The sequence below is a fragment of the Providencia sp. Je.9.19 genome (assembly GCF_051129765.1).
GTDB lineage: Bacteria > Pseudomonadota > Gammaproteobacteria > Enterobacterales > Enterobacteriaceae > Providencia.
This window is the reverse complement of sequence record NZ_JBCPSS010000001.1, coordinates 75,687-92,037: the sequence shown is the minus strand read 5'-3', so window position 1 is coordinate 92,037 and position 16,351 is coordinate 75,687. Positions and strand designations below refer to the sequence as shown.

At 39.7% G+C, this 16,351-nt stretch carries 14 protein-coding genes, 1 tRNA gene and 2 pseudogenes; 7 read left to right on the top strand and 10 right to left on the bottom strand.

From position 1 onward, the window contains the following. Positions 1-861 precede the first annotated feature (861 nt). Positions 862-1,983, top strand: a complete 1,122-nt coding sequence (locus tag AAZR93_RS00420) for a JmjC domain-containing protein (RefSeq protein ID WP_434718660.1) — start codon at positions 862-864, stop codon at positions 1,981-1,983. A gap of 108 nt (positions 1,984-2,091) precedes the next feature. On the opposite strand, the gene AAZR93_RS00415 is transcribed toward AAZR93_RS00420, so the two are convergent. From AAZR93_RS00415 to AAZR93_RS00385, 7 genes are all read right to left on the bottom strand, one after another. Further along, the gene (locus AAZR93_RS00415; protein ID WP_434718659.1) at positions 2,092-3,333 is read right to left on the bottom strand and encodes a lipase/acyltransferase domain-containing protein; all 1,242 of its coding nucleotides are present in this window, start codon (positions 3,331-3,333) and stop codon (positions 2,092-2,094) included. A gap of 1 nt (position 3,334) precedes the next feature. Then, positions 3,335-4,753, bottom strand: coding sequence for an AmmeMemoRadiSam system radical SAM enzyme (gene amrS, locus AAZR93_RS00410; RefSeq protein ID WP_434718658.1), 1,419 nt, complete (start codon positions 4,751-4,753; stop codon positions 3,335-3,337). 14 nt (positions 4,754-4,767) lie between these two features. After that, positions 4,768-6,984, bottom strand: coding sequence for a penicillin acylase family protein (locus AAZR93_RS00405; protein ID WP_434718657.1), 2,217 nt, complete (start codon positions 6,982-6,984; stop codon positions 4,768-4,770). Then, positions 6,981-8,012 (bottom strand): NAD-dependent epimerase/dehydratase family protein, encoded by a 1,032-nt coding sequence (locus tag AAZR93_RS00400; protein WP_434718656.1) that lies wholly within the window; start codon positions 8,010-8,012, stop codon positions 6,981-6,983. Before AAZR93_RS00400 ends, AAZR93_RS00405 begins: the two co-directional genes overlap by 4 nt. Continuing rightward, positions 7,999-9,090: an acyl-CoA reductase gene (locus AAZR93_RS00395; RefSeq protein WP_434718655.1), complete on the bottom strand. Its 1,092-nt coding sequence runs from the start codon at positions 9,088-9,090 to the stop codon at positions 7,999-8,001. The genes AAZR93_RS00400 and AAZR93_RS00395 overlap by 14 nt, the downstream gene beginning before the upstream one ends. After that, positions 9,087-10,124: a hypothetical protein gene (locus AAZR93_RS00390; protein ID WP_434718654.1), complete on the bottom strand. Its 1,038-nt coding sequence runs from the start codon at positions 10,122-10,124 to the stop codon at positions 9,087-9,089. The genes AAZR93_RS00395 and AAZR93_RS00390 overlap by 4 nt, the downstream gene beginning before the upstream one ends. 217 nt (positions 10,125-10,341) lie before the next feature. Further along, positions 10,342-10,824 (bottom strand): glutathione peroxidase, encoded by a 483-nt coding sequence (locus AAZR93_RS00385; RefSeq protein ID WP_434718653.1) that lies wholly within the window; start codon positions 10,822-10,824, stop codon positions 10,342-10,344. Positions 10,825-11,216: 392 nt separating this feature from the next. Here AAZR93_RS00385 and AAZR93_RS00380 point away from each other — a divergent pair, with 392 nt between their 5' ends. The 3 genes from AAZR93_RS00380 to AAZR93_RS00370 all read left to right on the top strand — a co-directional run bounded on the left by AAZR93_RS00380 (position 11,217) and on the right by AAZR93_RS00370 (position 13,165). After that, the gene (locus AAZR93_RS00380) at positions 11,217-11,972 is read left to right on the top strand and encodes a DNA-binding protein (RefSeq protein ID WP_336430857.1); all 756 of its coding nucleotides are present in this window, start codon (positions 11,217-11,219) and stop codon (positions 11,970-11,972) included. Between the two features lie 310 nt (positions 11,973-12,282). Further along, complete coding sequence (locus tag AAZR93_RS00375) at positions 12,283-12,669, top strand: hypothetical protein (RefSeq protein WP_434718652.1); 387 nt, start codon at positions 12,283-12,285, stop codon at positions 12,667-12,669. Positions 12,670-12,982: 313 nt separating this feature from the next. Next, positions 12,983-13,165: an IS3 family transposase gene (locus AAZR93_RS00370; protein WP_434719608.1), complete on the top strand. Its 183-nt coding sequence runs from the start codon at positions 12,983-12,985 to the stop codon at positions 13,163-13,165. Between the two features lie 29 nt (positions 13,166-13,194). On the opposite strand, the gene AAZR93_RS00365 is transcribed toward AAZR93_RS00370, so the two are convergent. Further along, positions 13,195-13,710 carry a lipocalin family protein gene (locus tag AAZR93_RS00365; protein ID WP_434718651.1) on the bottom strand — a complete coding sequence of 172 codons (516 nt, stop codon included), beginning with the start codon at positions 13,708-13,710 and terminating at the stop codon, positions 13,195-13,197. Positions 13,711-14,107: 397 nt separating this feature from the next. On the opposite strand from AAZR93_RS00365, the gene AAZR93_RS00360 reads away from it, so the two are divergent. Beyond that, complete coding sequence (locus AAZR93_RS00360) at positions 14,108-14,239, top strand: entericidin A/B family lipoprotein (RefSeq protein ID WP_048607741.1); 132 nt, start codon at positions 14,108-14,110, stop codon at positions 14,237-14,239. A gap of 134 nt (positions 14,240-14,373) precedes the next feature. On the opposite strand, the pseudogene AAZR93_RS00355 reads toward AAZR93_RS00360, so the two are convergent. Further along, positions 14,374-14,502, bottom strand: a pseudogene (locus AAZR93_RS00355) (glycoside hydrolase family protein); the annotation flags it as partial. 210 nt (positions 14,503-14,712) lie between these two features. Here AAZR93_RS00355 and AAZR93_RS00350 point away from each other — a divergent pair. Together AAZR93_RS00350 and AAZR93_RS00345 are read left to right on the top strand one after the other, a co-directional pair. Next, positions 14,713-15,705, top strand: a complete 993-nt coding sequence (locus AAZR93_RS00350) for an acetyltransferase (protein WP_434718650.1) — start codon at positions 14,713-14,715, stop codon at positions 15,703-15,705. 96 nt (positions 15,706-15,801) lie between these two features. Next, positions 15,802-16,095 (top strand): annotated as a pseudogene (locus AAZR93_RS00345) (tyrosine-type recombinase/integrase); the annotation flags it as partial. A 70-nt stretch (positions 16,096-16,165) separates the two neighbouring features. On the opposite strand, the gene AAZR93_RS00340 reads toward AAZR93_RS00345, so the two are convergent. Next, a tRNA-Lys gene (locus AAZR93_RS00340) sits at positions 16,166-16,241 on the bottom strand. Positions 16,242-16,351 lie beyond the last annotated feature (110 nt).

Genomic DNA, 16,351 nt, shown 5'->3' with positions numbered 1-16,351 from the left:
CAAAGTATACCCATGAGTCATTAACAGGATTAATAATATAAACCCCGTAACCAATTGAATTTTAAATATAATTAATTTTATACTTTGACGTAAAACTAAATAGATTCAATAGATAAATGAGAAGTAGATAGGTGTTATAACTCTCAATGCCACTATGATCGTTAAAAAGTGTCAAGGAGTTTAACAATTACAAAGAACTAACTCATGGTATACAAAACTATATGTGATTCACTCGAAAAAAGCGCCTCACAGGCAATTAATATCTATAATTAATACCGCTCAAAAACGCTATAATCCGGCCTCTCACCTCTCATAACAGCTCGTTGCTGTTCATGTACAGCTTCTCTATCAACTCTTTTTTGTTCAGATGAGCGAGAATCTTTATGCTGTTTTGGCCATTTGGAATTATTTGGCCATTTTGAGTTATTTGGCTCAAATGTCGTCGACGATGAACACCCCGTGATTATAAACAGACAAACTAGTGAGTAGATTAATTTCATTATGATTATTGACATATCTTACGATTAACAAAAACGAAACTTATCAAATTTGAAATTTGATGACAACCACAAATATTTTATGGTGATAGTCATTATTAGATAAAAATAGAGCTTTAAGCGATAACCACCAATTTCTAACTCTCCATAAAAATTGAGTGCATTTTTAGATATCAGTCACGATACGTCAACCGAGGATAAGAGTAACAAAAAGTGAATAGGCATTAATGTGAAGTTTGACGTTAATGCCTGTTCTGCGGATATTCCCACAAAAGTTATTGACCGGTATTTGACGCCAAACAAAAATATGACGGTGCATTACTTCTATAATTACCAACTTATTTACTAATATAGATGTACTCACATGGTTAACAAACTCAATCTTAACTGGCCTGAATTTTTAGAAAAATACTGGCAGAAAAAACCCGTTGTATTGAAAAATGCATTTCCTAATTTTGCCGACCCTATCACACCAGATGAACTGGCTGGCTTGGCCATGGAGCCGGAAGTTGACAGTCGACTTGTCAGCTTCATAGATAACAAATGGGAAGCGAGTCACGGTCCGTTTGAGGACTACAGTGAATTAGGCGAAAAAGGATGGTCATTACTGGTACAGGCCGTCAACCATTGGCATATGTCTGCCGCTGAACTGGTGAAACCGTTCCGAGTATTGCCTGAGTGGCGTCTTGATGACTTAATGATCTCCTATTCGGTGCCTGGAGGTGGTGTCGGGCCGCATATTGATAACTATGATGTTTTCATCATCCAAGGAATGGGACGCCGCCGCTGGCGTGTGGGCGATGCCCTCCCAATGCGTCAGTTCTGCTCACATCCTGCATTATTGCATGTCGATCCCTTTGAGCCAATTATTGACGTGGAAATGGCACCGGGAGATATTCTGTATATTCCACCAGGATTCCCTCACGATGGTTTCACTTTCGAAGATACCATGAACTATTCTGTCGGCTTTCGCGGACCGACTGGACGTGATCTGCTGAGCAGTTTTGCAGACTACGTACTGGAACAGGATCTGGGTGGGGTAAATTATGGAGATCCTGACCTGACAGTGCGCGAAAATGCGGGAACCATGGAAACTCATGAGGTTGAAAGCCTACGTGCCATGATGATTGAAATGATCAACAAGCCCGGTGATTTTGAACAGTGGTTAGGCCGTTTTGCAACCACCCCACGCCATGAGCTGGATATTGCACCTGCGGAACCACCGTATCAGCCGGAAGAAGTTCTGAGCGCCCTGAATGCCGGTGAAAAACTGATACGACTGAGCGGCCTGCGTGTCATGCGTGCCGGAGAACATTTCTTCGTTAATACAGAAGGCTGGATTACCACAGAAATGAAAGGTGCAGATATATTGTGCCGGCTTACGGAAGTCGGAATGAATGAACTCGGTGAAGCGCTAGAGAACCCAGTTTTTGTCGCAGAATTAACAGAATTTATCAATCAAGGATATTGGTACTTCGAAGAATAAGTCACACCGCCTGACAAGATAAAACACCTGCTGACGGGTGTTTTATTCGTCAATTTGGGATAAATAAATTACCACTTAGGCGATTATAACTTATATCTGAATCAACCTTTAACGATTACGTTGCTTGCGAATTGTGGCAATATCAAAAGCCAAACTACGTAAATTTGGTGTGTGGTTAATCAGTGCTCGATGGGTTGATGCTTGGCTGATAAATACAAAACTTCCCCCCCAAGGTTGGAGATATTTATCCCGCACTAGGGGGCCACACCGCTGCTTTAATAAACCAGCAAGAGGGAGGTGATCGTCCCCTTTTGCCAGTACCTTCGGCGCTATATGCGGAAAATGTTTGGCGATGGGTTTAGCCTGTAAATACCAGCGATCCCTCGCAAAAATCGCCTGAGTAACCGCTAAATTATTATCACTGAGGTACCATGTTTGCGGTACCACTTGTTCTTTCAGGCATTCGCCAGCAATAGCTTCACGAAATGTTTTCGCATTCGCTAAATAGCGTGGGAGGTTATCTCGTACACGCTGATTTTGCGCCGTCACATTGCCCATTTTATAAGGGCCTATTCGCCATTGTTGCCAGCAATCGGCATTATATAAATCAAAATTCTCAATCTCTCCACCATGGCTATCTAGCGCTTTTGCATCACAAGGAAGGAGTTGGTAGGCACTAGGATACCCTGCAATATCATCAGGAGAGAAACCATTGAAATGCCGACTTCCTGCATAATACCCCGTTTCCATCATAGACCAAGCATGGTATGTCCCCTCCCACGGTGGACCAAACGCATACCATTTGGCAATTCTTTGCCGGTTCTCGTCACTGGTATGACGTAACCAATAGCGTACAGCTAAATTTGATGCTGATTGCGCAATAATAATAAATGGCTGTTGCTCACCAAATAAGGCCGTTAGCCTCGCGATTTCTTGGTCTAATTGCACCACGAGTTGACGATGATCGGCTCGCCAATCATGGGCGAGAAAGAATAAATCTTGCCCTTCCCTATAGCCTAACCCCACTTCCAAGACATCTTTCAGTTCTTGAGTGACCAAGGTGGTAAGTAATTTAGGGATGATGGTAAATTGGTGTAATTGCTCTGTCGCTAATACGTTAGGGATGTCATTCTCAGTGGTTTCACGATATTCATAATCACTATGTGTAAACACTCCGCGATAATCCCCCCAAATAAATCGTTGTTGAGTTCTATCAAATAGCTTACTGCCCAATATTCCCGGTAGATAAATAATGGGAATGTTGGGCACTTTCGCGATGAGTTTATGTTGGCTCAACTGCGCCATTATCATTCGGGCTCGTAGGTAAGAGTAACCGCGATTTAACGGCATACTAGCGTCCTTTTAGTGGAATAAAAGTCACTGGTACATTTTCACTACCCTGATGTGTTTTTTCAACTTCAGTCACCGGAAAATGGGCTCGATCATACACTTCAAAAAGCTGGCAAGGCTCATTTTCTCTATGATATAAGCGGATACCTGTGGACTTAGCATCACTTTTCGATAGCATAAAACGCGTACAACTATTGCTGTTAATCGTTCCTACAGGAGAGCCATCTTTGGCGACAAACTGGTAGAAAATTTCAGATTCATTCACTTGTTCAATATGGCAGGCTTGCACTGGGCCACGAAACGTATGATGAATACAGATCAATCCGTCAGGAATTGTCACTGATTGCTTATCCGCATTGGATTTTTCCCATGGCATAATGATCGACGTTTTAAAATGACAACTCGGGCAGTGCCCATTATCAAGATGAGGCTCGGCAATTAACCCACTGCGTTTCACTAGTAAGGTCTGGCACTCAGGACAATAAGAGTTCGCGCTCGTAGTATCAAACACATTCCCCACATACACATAACGCATACCATCACTGATAGCCTGTAAACGTGCTTGTTCTAAGAATGGAATAGAGGTGCGCTCAACATGGGTATATTGATAATCGGGATGGAAACGAACATAGTGCAGTGGAATATCCGCGTCCAAATGTTTGAGCATCCAATCGGACACTTTACGCGTTTCGTCAAGGCTATCATTGCGCTCTGTCACGCACAGGTTAGAGACTTCTAAATGTGGGTAATTAGTGCCTTTGCGTGCATCATAAACCTGTTTGATCCCATCTAGCACAGGGCGTAATCGCCCTCCCGTATGCTTACGGTAAAAGCTATCTTGCATTGATTTCAACGAGATACTGAAAATATCCATCACAGTTAATAACTCATCAATGCCTTTTTCGCTAATATAGAATGCACTTTTATAAAGATTTTTTAACCCTTTTTCACGGGCAAGCTTAGCGGTATCCATCACAAACTCATGCCAAACAATCGGGTCATTATAAGTCCATGATAATACGCGAATATTATGCTTTAACGCGTAGTTAACCACCTCTTCAGGACTGTAATAAGCCACATTATTGTCTTGGACATAACGAGCCTGACTGGTACTCCAGTTCTGGCAGAAATCACAACGTAGCATACAACCGATATTACCAAGGGAAAGAATGCGCTCCCCGGGGGCGTAGTGATATACCGCTTCAGTTTCAATGGATTCTTGGGTCATTGGCACTGATTTGCCGTAATTGAGAGTGACTAGTTTCCCCTCTTCATTACGTCGCATTTTGCAAGTCCCCACGCGGCCTAGCTTAATTTTGCAAGCACGGGGACACAATTCACACTGTATTGCACCATTGGCTATCGGGTGCCATAAACGCGCGGGATACCCCGTTTTTTGCCATTGCTTCATAATCGCCATTTTATCACTTCCTTTTAATTATTAGAGAGTTGAGTCTCTATTCTTATGCCATTTCTCCATGCATTAAGTACCGATTTTAATTGCCAAGAAAAAGGCGAACCTTTGGCGGGCGTATTAATAAGATACCAACATGCTTTTTGATTATCTAAATCCGACAGAAGTTTAAAACCCGGCCCAAATGTGTAAGGTTTGGTTTTGATGGATTTATTTTCCCCCGCGTGGGATTGCGTTAGAAAATCAGCATTTTGCCGAGTCGCGTGAATAGTTTCACGATTGCCACCATGATAAGCATAATGCCCCGTTAATAGCTTATTGAGCCACAATGGCTTTTTGATACTGTGCTGAAATTCAACTTGTGGCAGTACCATTTTTTGACTCGCCATCAATGCCCGTGCGTAGGTTTCACGTAATAACATTTCAATATCGTTACTGTTATATTGCCAATCCTCACTATGATGCTGAAGAATAGCTAACACATTCCAGCGGTAACTCGGCCAAAAATCGGTATATAACGTTCTGGCTCCACGTCGGAGGTTTTTTTTGAGTAGGTAATCGGTAATATATTGGAACCACACTTCAAACAATCGAGAAGCGGTAATATTTTCCGTATTCCCATCCCACGTTGATAAATAGATATCCTCAGGCACGTAAGCCAATAAATACGACAATGCTTTCTGGGCAAAATAGTCCGTTTTATCATCTTGAATAACTTTTAATGAGCTTAGCGTGTGCTGATCACTTTGCTTGAGAAGCGTCTCAATTCGCAGTGCACGGCTAGGAGAGTGCCAACGATTGGATAATGGCACTTTATTATCGAATAACGACTGCTGATATTGATTCGCATAAATCACATAACCACATTCTGGGTTATGCTCAAAAGGTAATTCATCAAAAGGAACATAACCTAACCACTGATGCTGAGGTTCGCTAAGTTTCAGCAGTAGACTCCCGAGTTGTTGATGACGTTGGGGGATATAACCCATTGTTTGTAGACCGATATCGCCATGAACATCAGCATATCCCACCATCATGGGGGAGTTTCTTACGTAACGTAGCGAGTCACGAAATGAGTTCCAATCATGGCATTTTGCAAGGGAATAAAAAGTAATATCCCCAGATGGGTCATCCAGCGCTGGCCAACGTAAAAACATGCCATAGCCATTCTTTTCAGAGACTAACTGCCCTTGAGCAAAATCATACGTTGTCAATGTATGTGATTTACCTGATTTTAATTTAATCTCATGTACCCGCTGCGTTAGTGGTAACGTGCCCGCTGCGGTTTCCACTTGCCGCTTATCCACATCCATTTTGCCCCAGAAGAGATCTTGGTTATCGGCCATAATGCCAACCATTCCCCAAGCGGCTTGTGTGTTTCGCCCCACAATGACCCCCGGCGCACCGGGGAAGTGAGAGCCAAGCACATTTAGCCCCTCTTGACTTTCTAAACGGCATAACAAATTAAAATTAGGATTAACTTGCCCCATATGTGGGTCAGAGGCGAGTAGTGGCTTGCCGGACGCAGTTAACGTTCCATTCACGGCAAACACATTCGACCCAGTATCAGGAGAAGATAACCCTAAATATTGCAATCCCTTTAGCCCATCTTTTAATGCTTGAAGCACTTCCTGATGGTAGTTACCTTGTTCATCCAAAGGTAGTGGAGCGATTTGTTCACCCTCTAGGCTAAATGTGGTCAGTAGCTGACGATGTTGTGTGGCAGAAAGTTTATTCGCAAGACGAGTATGAAACAGTTCATATTGCCAAGCAGAGTTAATAAAATATTTAAGTTGCCCTAATAAGTAGCTATCTTCTACCGTAAATTCTTCGGGGCGATAACGCAGTAATAAGCATTCAATAGGTAAGATTTTCATCTGTTTCAATGCATGGTTTATCCCCGCAATATAAGCTTGAATATGCAAATATTGTTGAGCTTGCCACGAGTCACTGACAGCTAGTTTATCTTGATTAGCCGCCCGTTTAGCCAGTTCCGGTAAACCTAATCGACGTTGAAAAATATCCGTACGTAAAGCCTCATTTCCCATGATCTCCGATAAGCGCCCACTGGCAACCCGACGGCTCAAATCTAACTGCCAAAGTCGTAGTTTTGCTGTGCCATAACCTTGGCCAAAAAATACCGCGCAGTCTGTATCTGCTTTAATGGATAACAGTTGATTTGATTCAAGCGCAACAACAACAGTTCCCCATGGGCAAGTTAAATGCTGAGGTTTCATATGCCATCCTTGTTTATGATATCAAAAGCGTTTTTTTGTTGAATTATCACATCAATCAACTCATTTTTGCTCTCTCCTGCACACCAGCCCAGCTCCCGCTGCGCTTTCTTGCTTGAATAGGTATAAGAGCTGCCATCCATAATGCGTAAGGCCTCTTGTGAAAGCGGCATGGTTAACCCTAAACCTGCCAGTTTGTCCATTATCCAAGCTAATGGTTTTAAAGATGATGCCGATTTAGAGGACAATTCATCCTTGTGGGTTATCTGGCTTAATAACTGAAAAATCTCAGGCATTGAGAACGTCGCCCCCGTCAATAAATAGCTTTGACGTTGGATCTCCGGTGACAGAAGTTTAATTAACCCATCACAAATATGGTTCACATGACAGAGCTGGAAAGTACTAGTGGTAGCAATTTGGAATGGGATTTTTTGACGAAAATACGCCTCTATTGTTTGCGCCAGTACACTATTATCCCCTGGCCCAAATACCCCACTGCAAATCGCAATATTAATTGGCGAACCTAGCTGCTGACGTTTAACCACCAGCTCATGGGCAATATGCTTAGTTTCTTCATAATAACTACGAAATACCCCATTATGACGGTGGCTTTCATCCAATAGTTGCCCATGAGTCTCACCAAAAGCAGCGGTGGTACTCATGTACAGAATTTGCGGTATTTTTGCCCGTTCAGCAGCTTCAATAACTTGCGCAGTACCAACAACGTTGGTTTGGTACATCCTTTGATGTGCTTGGCGGCTAGCTGGAAGTCCCACACGGTAATCTGCCGCTAGATGGATAACCGTATCATGCCCCATCATGGCATCTTGATAACTTTCTGGATGCAAAATATCGCCAACGACTGTTTTAATCGTTGTCGGTAATGTTGGGCGACCTATAACGGCTCGTGAGGTTGACGTTCTTTGCAATACCGTGATTTGATATCCCAATGCGCTGAGTTTATTGACTAAATGGGAGCCAATAAAACCAGTTCCCCCCGTCATAAAAATGGATTGATTAAGCAAAACCATCACCCTCTTGATTGATAAAATATACCAATGCAGAGAGCATGAAAAAGCCATCATGCGCAGCATTCATTGGGCGGAGTAACATACTGCCAATTGGGCAGTAGCGCGTAAAACTATAGCTATTTAAGGATAAGTGGCGTAATTCCCCTTGGTAACCCAATGTCTGTAGCTGTCCTGCCCATTGTTGCTTAATCTTCCCTAAACTTTCGGCTATGGGGGCAACAACCAGTTGAAAGCCCACAGGTAACCATTGGGTCGGGTTAAACTCCGTTTGATAAGTCAGTCCCCAACCCGTGGCACCACTGTAGCAAGCAGGAAAAGCTGTTTTATTAAGAAATTGAGTAAACTTGAAGTTTTGATACTGCACCATCTGTTGCAAACGCAAAGTATCAGGCAGCACACTGAGTGTATCGAGCTTAACTTTAAGTTGTTGATAAAGCTCATCTGCGCATTCAGGCTTATCAAGTAAAATAAACCGTGGAGAGCTACACACCCGCTGCTGAAATAAGCAAAAATCTTGTAGTAAAAAATCTATTGGAGGAAGCACATCACCAATAATTGCCATCCCACTGATTTTAGGCCCTAGCTCAACCAGTTTGATATTTGCCGGTGCCACTTGGCGATAGTGTCGAATGAGTGTTTCTCCCCCTGCTAGCAAAATAGTATCGACGCCTAACAAGATTTGCGAGTCATCTTGGGATTGGCTATCCCACTCCCTAATTTGACATTCATCATCACTCAGCCCAAGACGTTGGCGAAGCACTTGTAACCACTGAGTGGAAAGTCGTGATTTAATGCGAATTTTGCAGCCAATCAAATACGCCGCTAACAAGGCTTCAAGCGTACCCAAAGGATCGTTTTCTGAAACCACAATCAGCAGACGGTGAGGAGGACGCCAATTTCGCCCCCCAAGCTCCTGCTCAAATTTGTCTTTAATGCTGTCAGATTGGCTAAGATGAGCTAACCGTGAGAGACAAAAAGCCTGTGTGGCGCTATCTTTAGAAAATTGCCACTGCTCACTCACACAATCCACTAAACATTTCTGAATATTCGCAATTCTAGTGACTACTTGCTCCATCATTTAACTTGCGCCGCACATGTTCCTTCAGGAGAAGTCGCTCGCCCAATATAGCGTAAAAACGGTAACGGATGACCACAGACGCACTGTTGTCCCCAAGAACCGAGGTCTTGAGTTAGCAAGCGTTGAGACGGCAACGAAGCAAATAATGGGCTTTCTAAAGCAATAACACCGACTTGGTTTTCAGGAGCTTGTTCACCCTGTTCATCAATAATCGCAAAGCGAGAAAACATCGGAATATGGAAATGGCCTTCAGGGCAGCTGATATAGTGCAATGGGTGTTCTGTCATCCCATAAATATCACGAATATCCACTAAGGGGGCTTGTAAGGTTTGTTGTAATCCTTGAACAATCTGTTCGCGGTCTAACTGCTTTGTCATTCCTTTCCATCCACCACCACTTAACCCTCTAACCGAGCCTTTTAATGTGAAAGCTTCTGGGCGGCTAAGACAAAGGTACTCAAAATAGAGCGTCAAACCAAAAATATAGATAGGCGCGTCATCCTGTGCCCAACGTTTTAAGGTTGACCAAGCCTGCTCATGGTCAAATTCACCATCTGGCGACACGGTAAATACTAATTCTTCAATAGGCGCACATTGGGTGAACTTTAAAAACGCGGTGGCAAACCCCGCATGATCGCCCTTAGCAGGATCTGGAGATAAAAGTAGAAAACGAGCTGGGGAGGGAGATATTAGCTTGTTATGTAAGAAAATCTGAACCATGCCAGTTTCAATGCGTTTTAAGCTAAGGTTATCGAAGAAAACTGCCGTTTTACCCTGCTTACCGGTGCCTGAGCTACTTAACCATATTCCATCACTATTCGTTTGCGTGGCCAAGTCGAGAGTTTTAAATAAATTAACCGGAAGCATCGGTTTTGGCTGAGCATCCCATAATCTTGCATAATTCGCATTATGCTCACGATGCCAATGGTCGGCATATTCCATGGCAGCATTAAATAGCGCATCATTTTGTCTCTCTAACGCGTAAGGCTGCTGGGTATTAATAAGTAAATCAATTGGATTATTATTCTCAGACATTTATTTACCCTTATAACATCATGGTTATTACCTACATCTTGTCGATTATTTGACTGAACTAAAGGTAAATAGTCTGAATGTTTGGATATTGTATTTTTATTTGCTGAATTATTGATATGGGGCATGGGTTAACTATATATGATTTTAGACCACACAGAATTTGTGGCTCTTGAGATATCTCTGTGTCTGCAATTGAATGTCTCAAATTACCAAAACACTAAATTTCAAGTGCAGCAAGGATTGCAGCTTCCATTTTCTCTGGGGTAGTAAATGGTGCAAAACGCTTAAGTGGTTTACCATCATGTCCAATCAGGAACTTAGTGAAATTCCACTTAATCCGTCCACCTAGCAGGCCGGGCAACTCGTTTTTCAGGTAACGAAACACCGGATGCGCAGAGGTTCCGTTGACCTCTACCTTCTCGAACATCGGAAAACTCACACCGTAGTTAATGTGACAGGTCTGCGCGATTTCGTCAGCGCCTCCGGGTTCCTGTTTACCAAACTGGTTGCAGGGGAAACCAAGCACCACCAAACCCTGCACGGCATATTTCTTGTAGAGTGCTTCGAGGCCGCCGTATTGTGGCGTAAAACCACAATGGCTGGCGGTATTAACGACTAGAACCACCTTACCAGCATAGTCACCCATAGAGATAAGCTGACCACCAAGACTAGTCGCTGTAAGTTGATGAAAAGTAGTCATATCGAGATCCTCAAAGCTAGAACCAGTTGGACGTCGACATTGCCACGCAATACGTTGCTATCGGGTCATGGAGATTGGAAAGCCGCTCCTGTTCCTGATGGCATGGCAAGTCTGAAATCGTGTGCGACTTATCTCTGCATCTTTGCAAAGTTAAACAAAAAAAACAACAAATAGGCGATTTTTGACCTACATCCATTGATTAAAATACCTTGATGTTTGTTGCCTGCGTTTTGGCAGATGGAATGTATACGAAATAATATTACGAAATCACAAACGAGGTCTGTAACTCTACTTTATTTTTCAGTGTACACAATTTAGCGATAATTAATTTAACTTAGGAGTGGTACTATATCTTTTGATTGATTTGGATTATTAACATATAAGGATGTGGTATGTCATTTTTTCTTGGATTGTTATTACTGTTAGTCATTTTAATTGTTATTTGCAGAATACGCGCCTTAAGACACATAGCAAAACATACAATAACCGAAAAAGATCTTAAAACTTTTAGAGAATACAATGATATTGAAGATTATGAAAAAGAAGCCAAACAAGCAGTGTATGAGGTAATTAGATGCAAAACTATTTTTGATAAACTAAATTGTTACGTTGATTTAAGAATGATGTTTGAATCCCTTCATGCAGACTATTGTAAATACGAAAAGGTAAATCCATTGTTGATGGAGGCTTTACGCCGTAAATTTACTTTCGCATATTCCGCTTTCATTACGCCATACCCTGAGCCAATTGAAGAAAGTGGCTTAGAACGATTAAGCCTAATTCACACTAAAAAACATTGTCCCGAGTACATATGGAAACACATCATCGAAGCCGCAGTTTATACTAATGAAGAGTTAGATGAATATTTTGAAATGAAGGAATTCGACCCACTAGACAGAATGTGCACAGATATGGAGCTGTACAAGGATCTTATGGGCACCGTTCTATATGATGACGTGATGGGATGTTTTATTTATGAAGAAAATGACAGCTCTACAATTCTTGATAACGAGTTCTACACTGTTTCGAAAGAACAGTTAAATCAGTGGTTGGATGAAGAACTCGCATTTATAAGTTACCTGACTGAATCTTTGCTAAATATTTGCATTGAATACATAAGAAAAGAAAAAGGCATTATTAGAATTTGACGTTTTTTGAAAAACACCATTAACCCACCAAATGGATTACGAACTATCGAAAATGGCAGAAAAATAATGAAACTAACTTTAAATGAATTAAATGGCCAGTCTACTGTTAGAAGAAAATGACATTTTAGCTTATGGTTAGATTCAAACTTTATAACCAAAGTAAACTCAAGGAAATAAAAACCCTTCGAGTGTTATTTTAAAGAGAGTGAAAATTAAAGCAAATTGACTATCGCATCACAGCCTATTGCCTATAAATTCACATGCAAGTATCTTAGGTAAAGGTAACAACGTTCTCTATTTAGGCTCAGTTATGGACATAAGAATCGAAAGCCCAATCAGCATTTCATTTGAAACAATAGGATTTGAAGATAACTATGGATCAATTGAATTTAAAATAACCATAAGTACTAGCGGATTCGATTACAATCAATCAATAAGCTTGAATACATGGATAGCTTACTATCATATAGATGAATTCCTAAACGATCTGAACGAAAACAAAAAGTCAGAGCTAGTAAATCTGGATGGTAACTTTAGCTTAATAATAGATTCTAGTGAAAACTACATAGAATGGTCACATGTAGAATATAGATATTCAGATAATATCTTTTCAACTTTCAAAGCACGCAGAGAGATTAATGATTTTTACTACAATATTGTAAAAGCATTTAATGACTATCCTAAATGGTGGAAATAATATCTTAAGGCAATAAAAAACCTGCCGGTGCAGGTTCACTTTATCTTTCCATGACAGTTTTTATATTTTTGCCCATTACCACAATCACACAGATTGTTTCACTTACGCTTTCAGGTGATTTTTACTTATATCATCGACTATATCTTTGAAACCTAAAATTTCTGATGCATAAATGACAAGACCTAAGTTTAACATTGTACTAGTGATAACTTTTTGCTTAGATAATGCAGCAGCTGTAAACTTTTTCGGCCTATTAAAATCAGAAATGTATCATAGCTATCGTTTTCGAGGTGCCGATTAACTGATTGATTAAATTGATAAATATATAGAGTGTTACAATACCAAACGGATCAAAGCCAAATTAAAAGGCCTGACTCTGGTTGAATATCGAAATCAGGCCTTACAAGCCGCTTCACTAAAAGTGTTCAACTTTATGAAGTCACTTCAGGGTCATCATCTTTTATTTATTAAATCTGTAAATGTTCAAATCATTTGAGTCCATAATTCATAAGCTCAAGCTTGGCGCTATTGAAATATCAATACCTTTTGTATATCAAAACCATTTTCACTAGCAAAGCTAAGATATTCATTTAGTAACTCAAGCGGCATGGTTGGTGTACGAGATAATACCCAGAGATAATCTTTATCAGGCCCAACAACCAATGAATATTGATAGTTATCATCAAGCTTAATGATATTATAGCCACCATAGAAAGGACCAAAGAATGAAACTTTCAAAGCTCCCATATCGGAGGATTCAACAAAATAGGCTTTTCCTATACTCTCCTTCCATTTTTTACTATCTGCACTCCATCCTCTATTAATGACTTTGACTCCGCCGTCATCACGAAGAGAATAATTTGCAGAAACTTGGGTTAGCCCTTTTTCAAACCGATTATCTATTCTGGCCACTTCATACCACTCGCCAAGATAACGAGATAAATCAAAATTCTTAACTGGTGATATATCTTTTGGCACTTTAACGCTACATCCATTAAGTAAAAGCATACTTAAAAACATAAAGACTGACTTTATCTGCATTGTAACCCCGCTCAATATTCACCAGTGAGATACTATCTTACAAAAAAACTGTGGCCTTTCCTAACCAATTAGGCAATGCCATGGATGATAACAACAAAAGAATGCCAACTAATAAATATTGGAAAACATGAAGCATACGGATAAATAGCTCTTTTAATATCATAGAGTGTACCCTTTATTGCCAATGTTGATTAACCACCAAAATAAAATTAACAGTTAAAATATAGCAGCTTATTTCGTTTGTCAGGTACCTATAATGACATCTATTCCACAACGATATAATGGTTTAATACTGGCACTATGACTATCTATAGGTAAAAAATAGTAATCAGATTGTTCTGCTATAATTAAAAGTGACCTTTTGTAACTTATAACTTCACACTAAAAGGAAGATAATATGTTGAAAAAAATTAGTTTCCTCATCTGCTCATTAGCAGTTGCTTTCACATTAACTGCCTGTAACACCACTAAAGGTGTTGGTGAAGACATAGAGGCGGGAGGAGAGGCAATACAAAGAGCGGCGCAGTAAAGCCTATCTTCTTACCTAAAACACTAGAGGATATATTTATTTTTAATCTTCTAGTGTTTACTTATTCATTTAACGAAGCTCAAATTTTTATTTTCTTTTCTATATTTATTTACACTTGATTTGTGTGAAAACTATTACTTCATTTTAGTTACCAGTCCTTTCCATTGTTTCCCACCTGCATAAGTCCAGCGACGTAGCTCATTACATGCCCCGTGAATATCGTCAGAGTTGAGTTTCTTTAGCAGCGTTGAGCGAGAGAAAGCACTCCTCCGCCGTAGTAATAACTCCCTGCGGAGCGTTCCGTGATTAGAGTTAATAGAAAGCTACTAGATACAGTAGCCTAGATTTAGATTCATAGGACTAATACTTATTCAAGATAAGTTAAAATTGCTTCTTGACTATTGCCAAGGAATTCATTTCAAATAAGTATATCAATGCAGTACAATGAACTAATTTCTATATAGGGCGTGCATATGACACATCAAATCAAGCCTGAGTCAGATAATATCACCCAACCATATTGGCCTACTTTGAAGCTCATATTGAGCTCTCTTATTGTTTTTAATTTCTACTTAAATTTAGCTGATAAAAATAAGATTTCATTTCTTATTGGTATTTTCGACTTAACATTAATTCCTATGTTTGTATTCATAGTTGCATTCGTAACGAAGAATGCAACGTGGAAATCTTTGAAGCTTAGTTTACTTTCGTCTCTTATAATTTATATAACATTTCAAACAGTTGATGCAATTCCACTGTATTTTTCAGGTGAATTAAGTTTAAAACTTTATATCTTTGAACCCCAGAATGGAGTATGGTTTTTTTTAGCCACGCCTGTTTGGCAAGCTTTTTTTTTATTGTTACCACCAAAATTAAAATCCAATAGATTAATATTATTTTGTATTTTGATAGTATCATTAGTTTTTTCTTATTTAGCAAGTAATTACTTAATTAACTTATCAAGCTTTTTCTCTATTATTATATATTTCCCATTCTTTATAATTGCTTATTTAATTAATAATGAAAAAGTATCTTCGCTTAGAAAAAAACCTTATTTTATAATTGTAATCACTACAGCTTTAGCTATAACCGCACTCTATCATGAGGAAAGTATCAATAGGCTAATTATAGACATAACTAAAACTGATTTTATATCATCTTTTTTTGTTATTTATATTTTAAAATTCTTTATAAGTATAGTTTTAGGTTCTAGCATTATTTATTTCGCTTTATCAACTGATAAATATGCAAAAGTATCAAACAATGCTTTAGGTGTTTATTTAATCCATCCTATTATTTGCTTTGTTTTATTACAAACCTTAACTTATTTTCATGTGGAATATAGTTTATTAGTAATAATATTATTAACATTATCAACTATTAGCATCGCACTTTTATTAGCTTTTAACTCAACCATTCACTGGTTCATTGAACCTAAGTTAAATATCAACAAATTAACACATTAGGACTGCTTGAAAATCACTCCCTTACCGCATGAGATTTGCTACATTGGTACCAGTTACCAATGTAGCCTAGCCAATTACAATGTCATTGCAGTAATTAAACATATAGACATGCAAAGAAAAGTTGCTTGGATTAATCCAGAAGATAGCAAATCAGGTAAGGCCATTGGAGTGGCATTAAATGATACATCATGTCAGGCACTGCGTAACCAGATTGGCAACCATCATAAATGGGTGTTTGTACACAAAGAGGCTGCAAATAGAAATGACGGAACAATGGCTCAGGAAATCAGAAAAATGAGAGTTGACAATAATCGTTCTTGGAACTCGGTATTAAAAAGAGCTGGAATTGAAGACTTAAGGTTTCATGATTTAAGACACACAGGGGTAAGCTAGCTTGTTCAAGCAGGAGTTCCATTATCAATCAATGACATGCTAGTGGTGGCTAATATATTGATAAATTTGGTGGGTTGTGGGGGGTTCGAACCCCCGACCAATTGATTAAGAGTCAACTGCTCTACCGACTGAGCTAACAACCCGATGGCAAATATTTAACGCCTATCATTTGGTACAGTCAATGTTATTCTGCTATTTTTATTGCGTAAGTTAATTTTAAGTTGCGAATGTTAAATATATATTTGCTACAGAT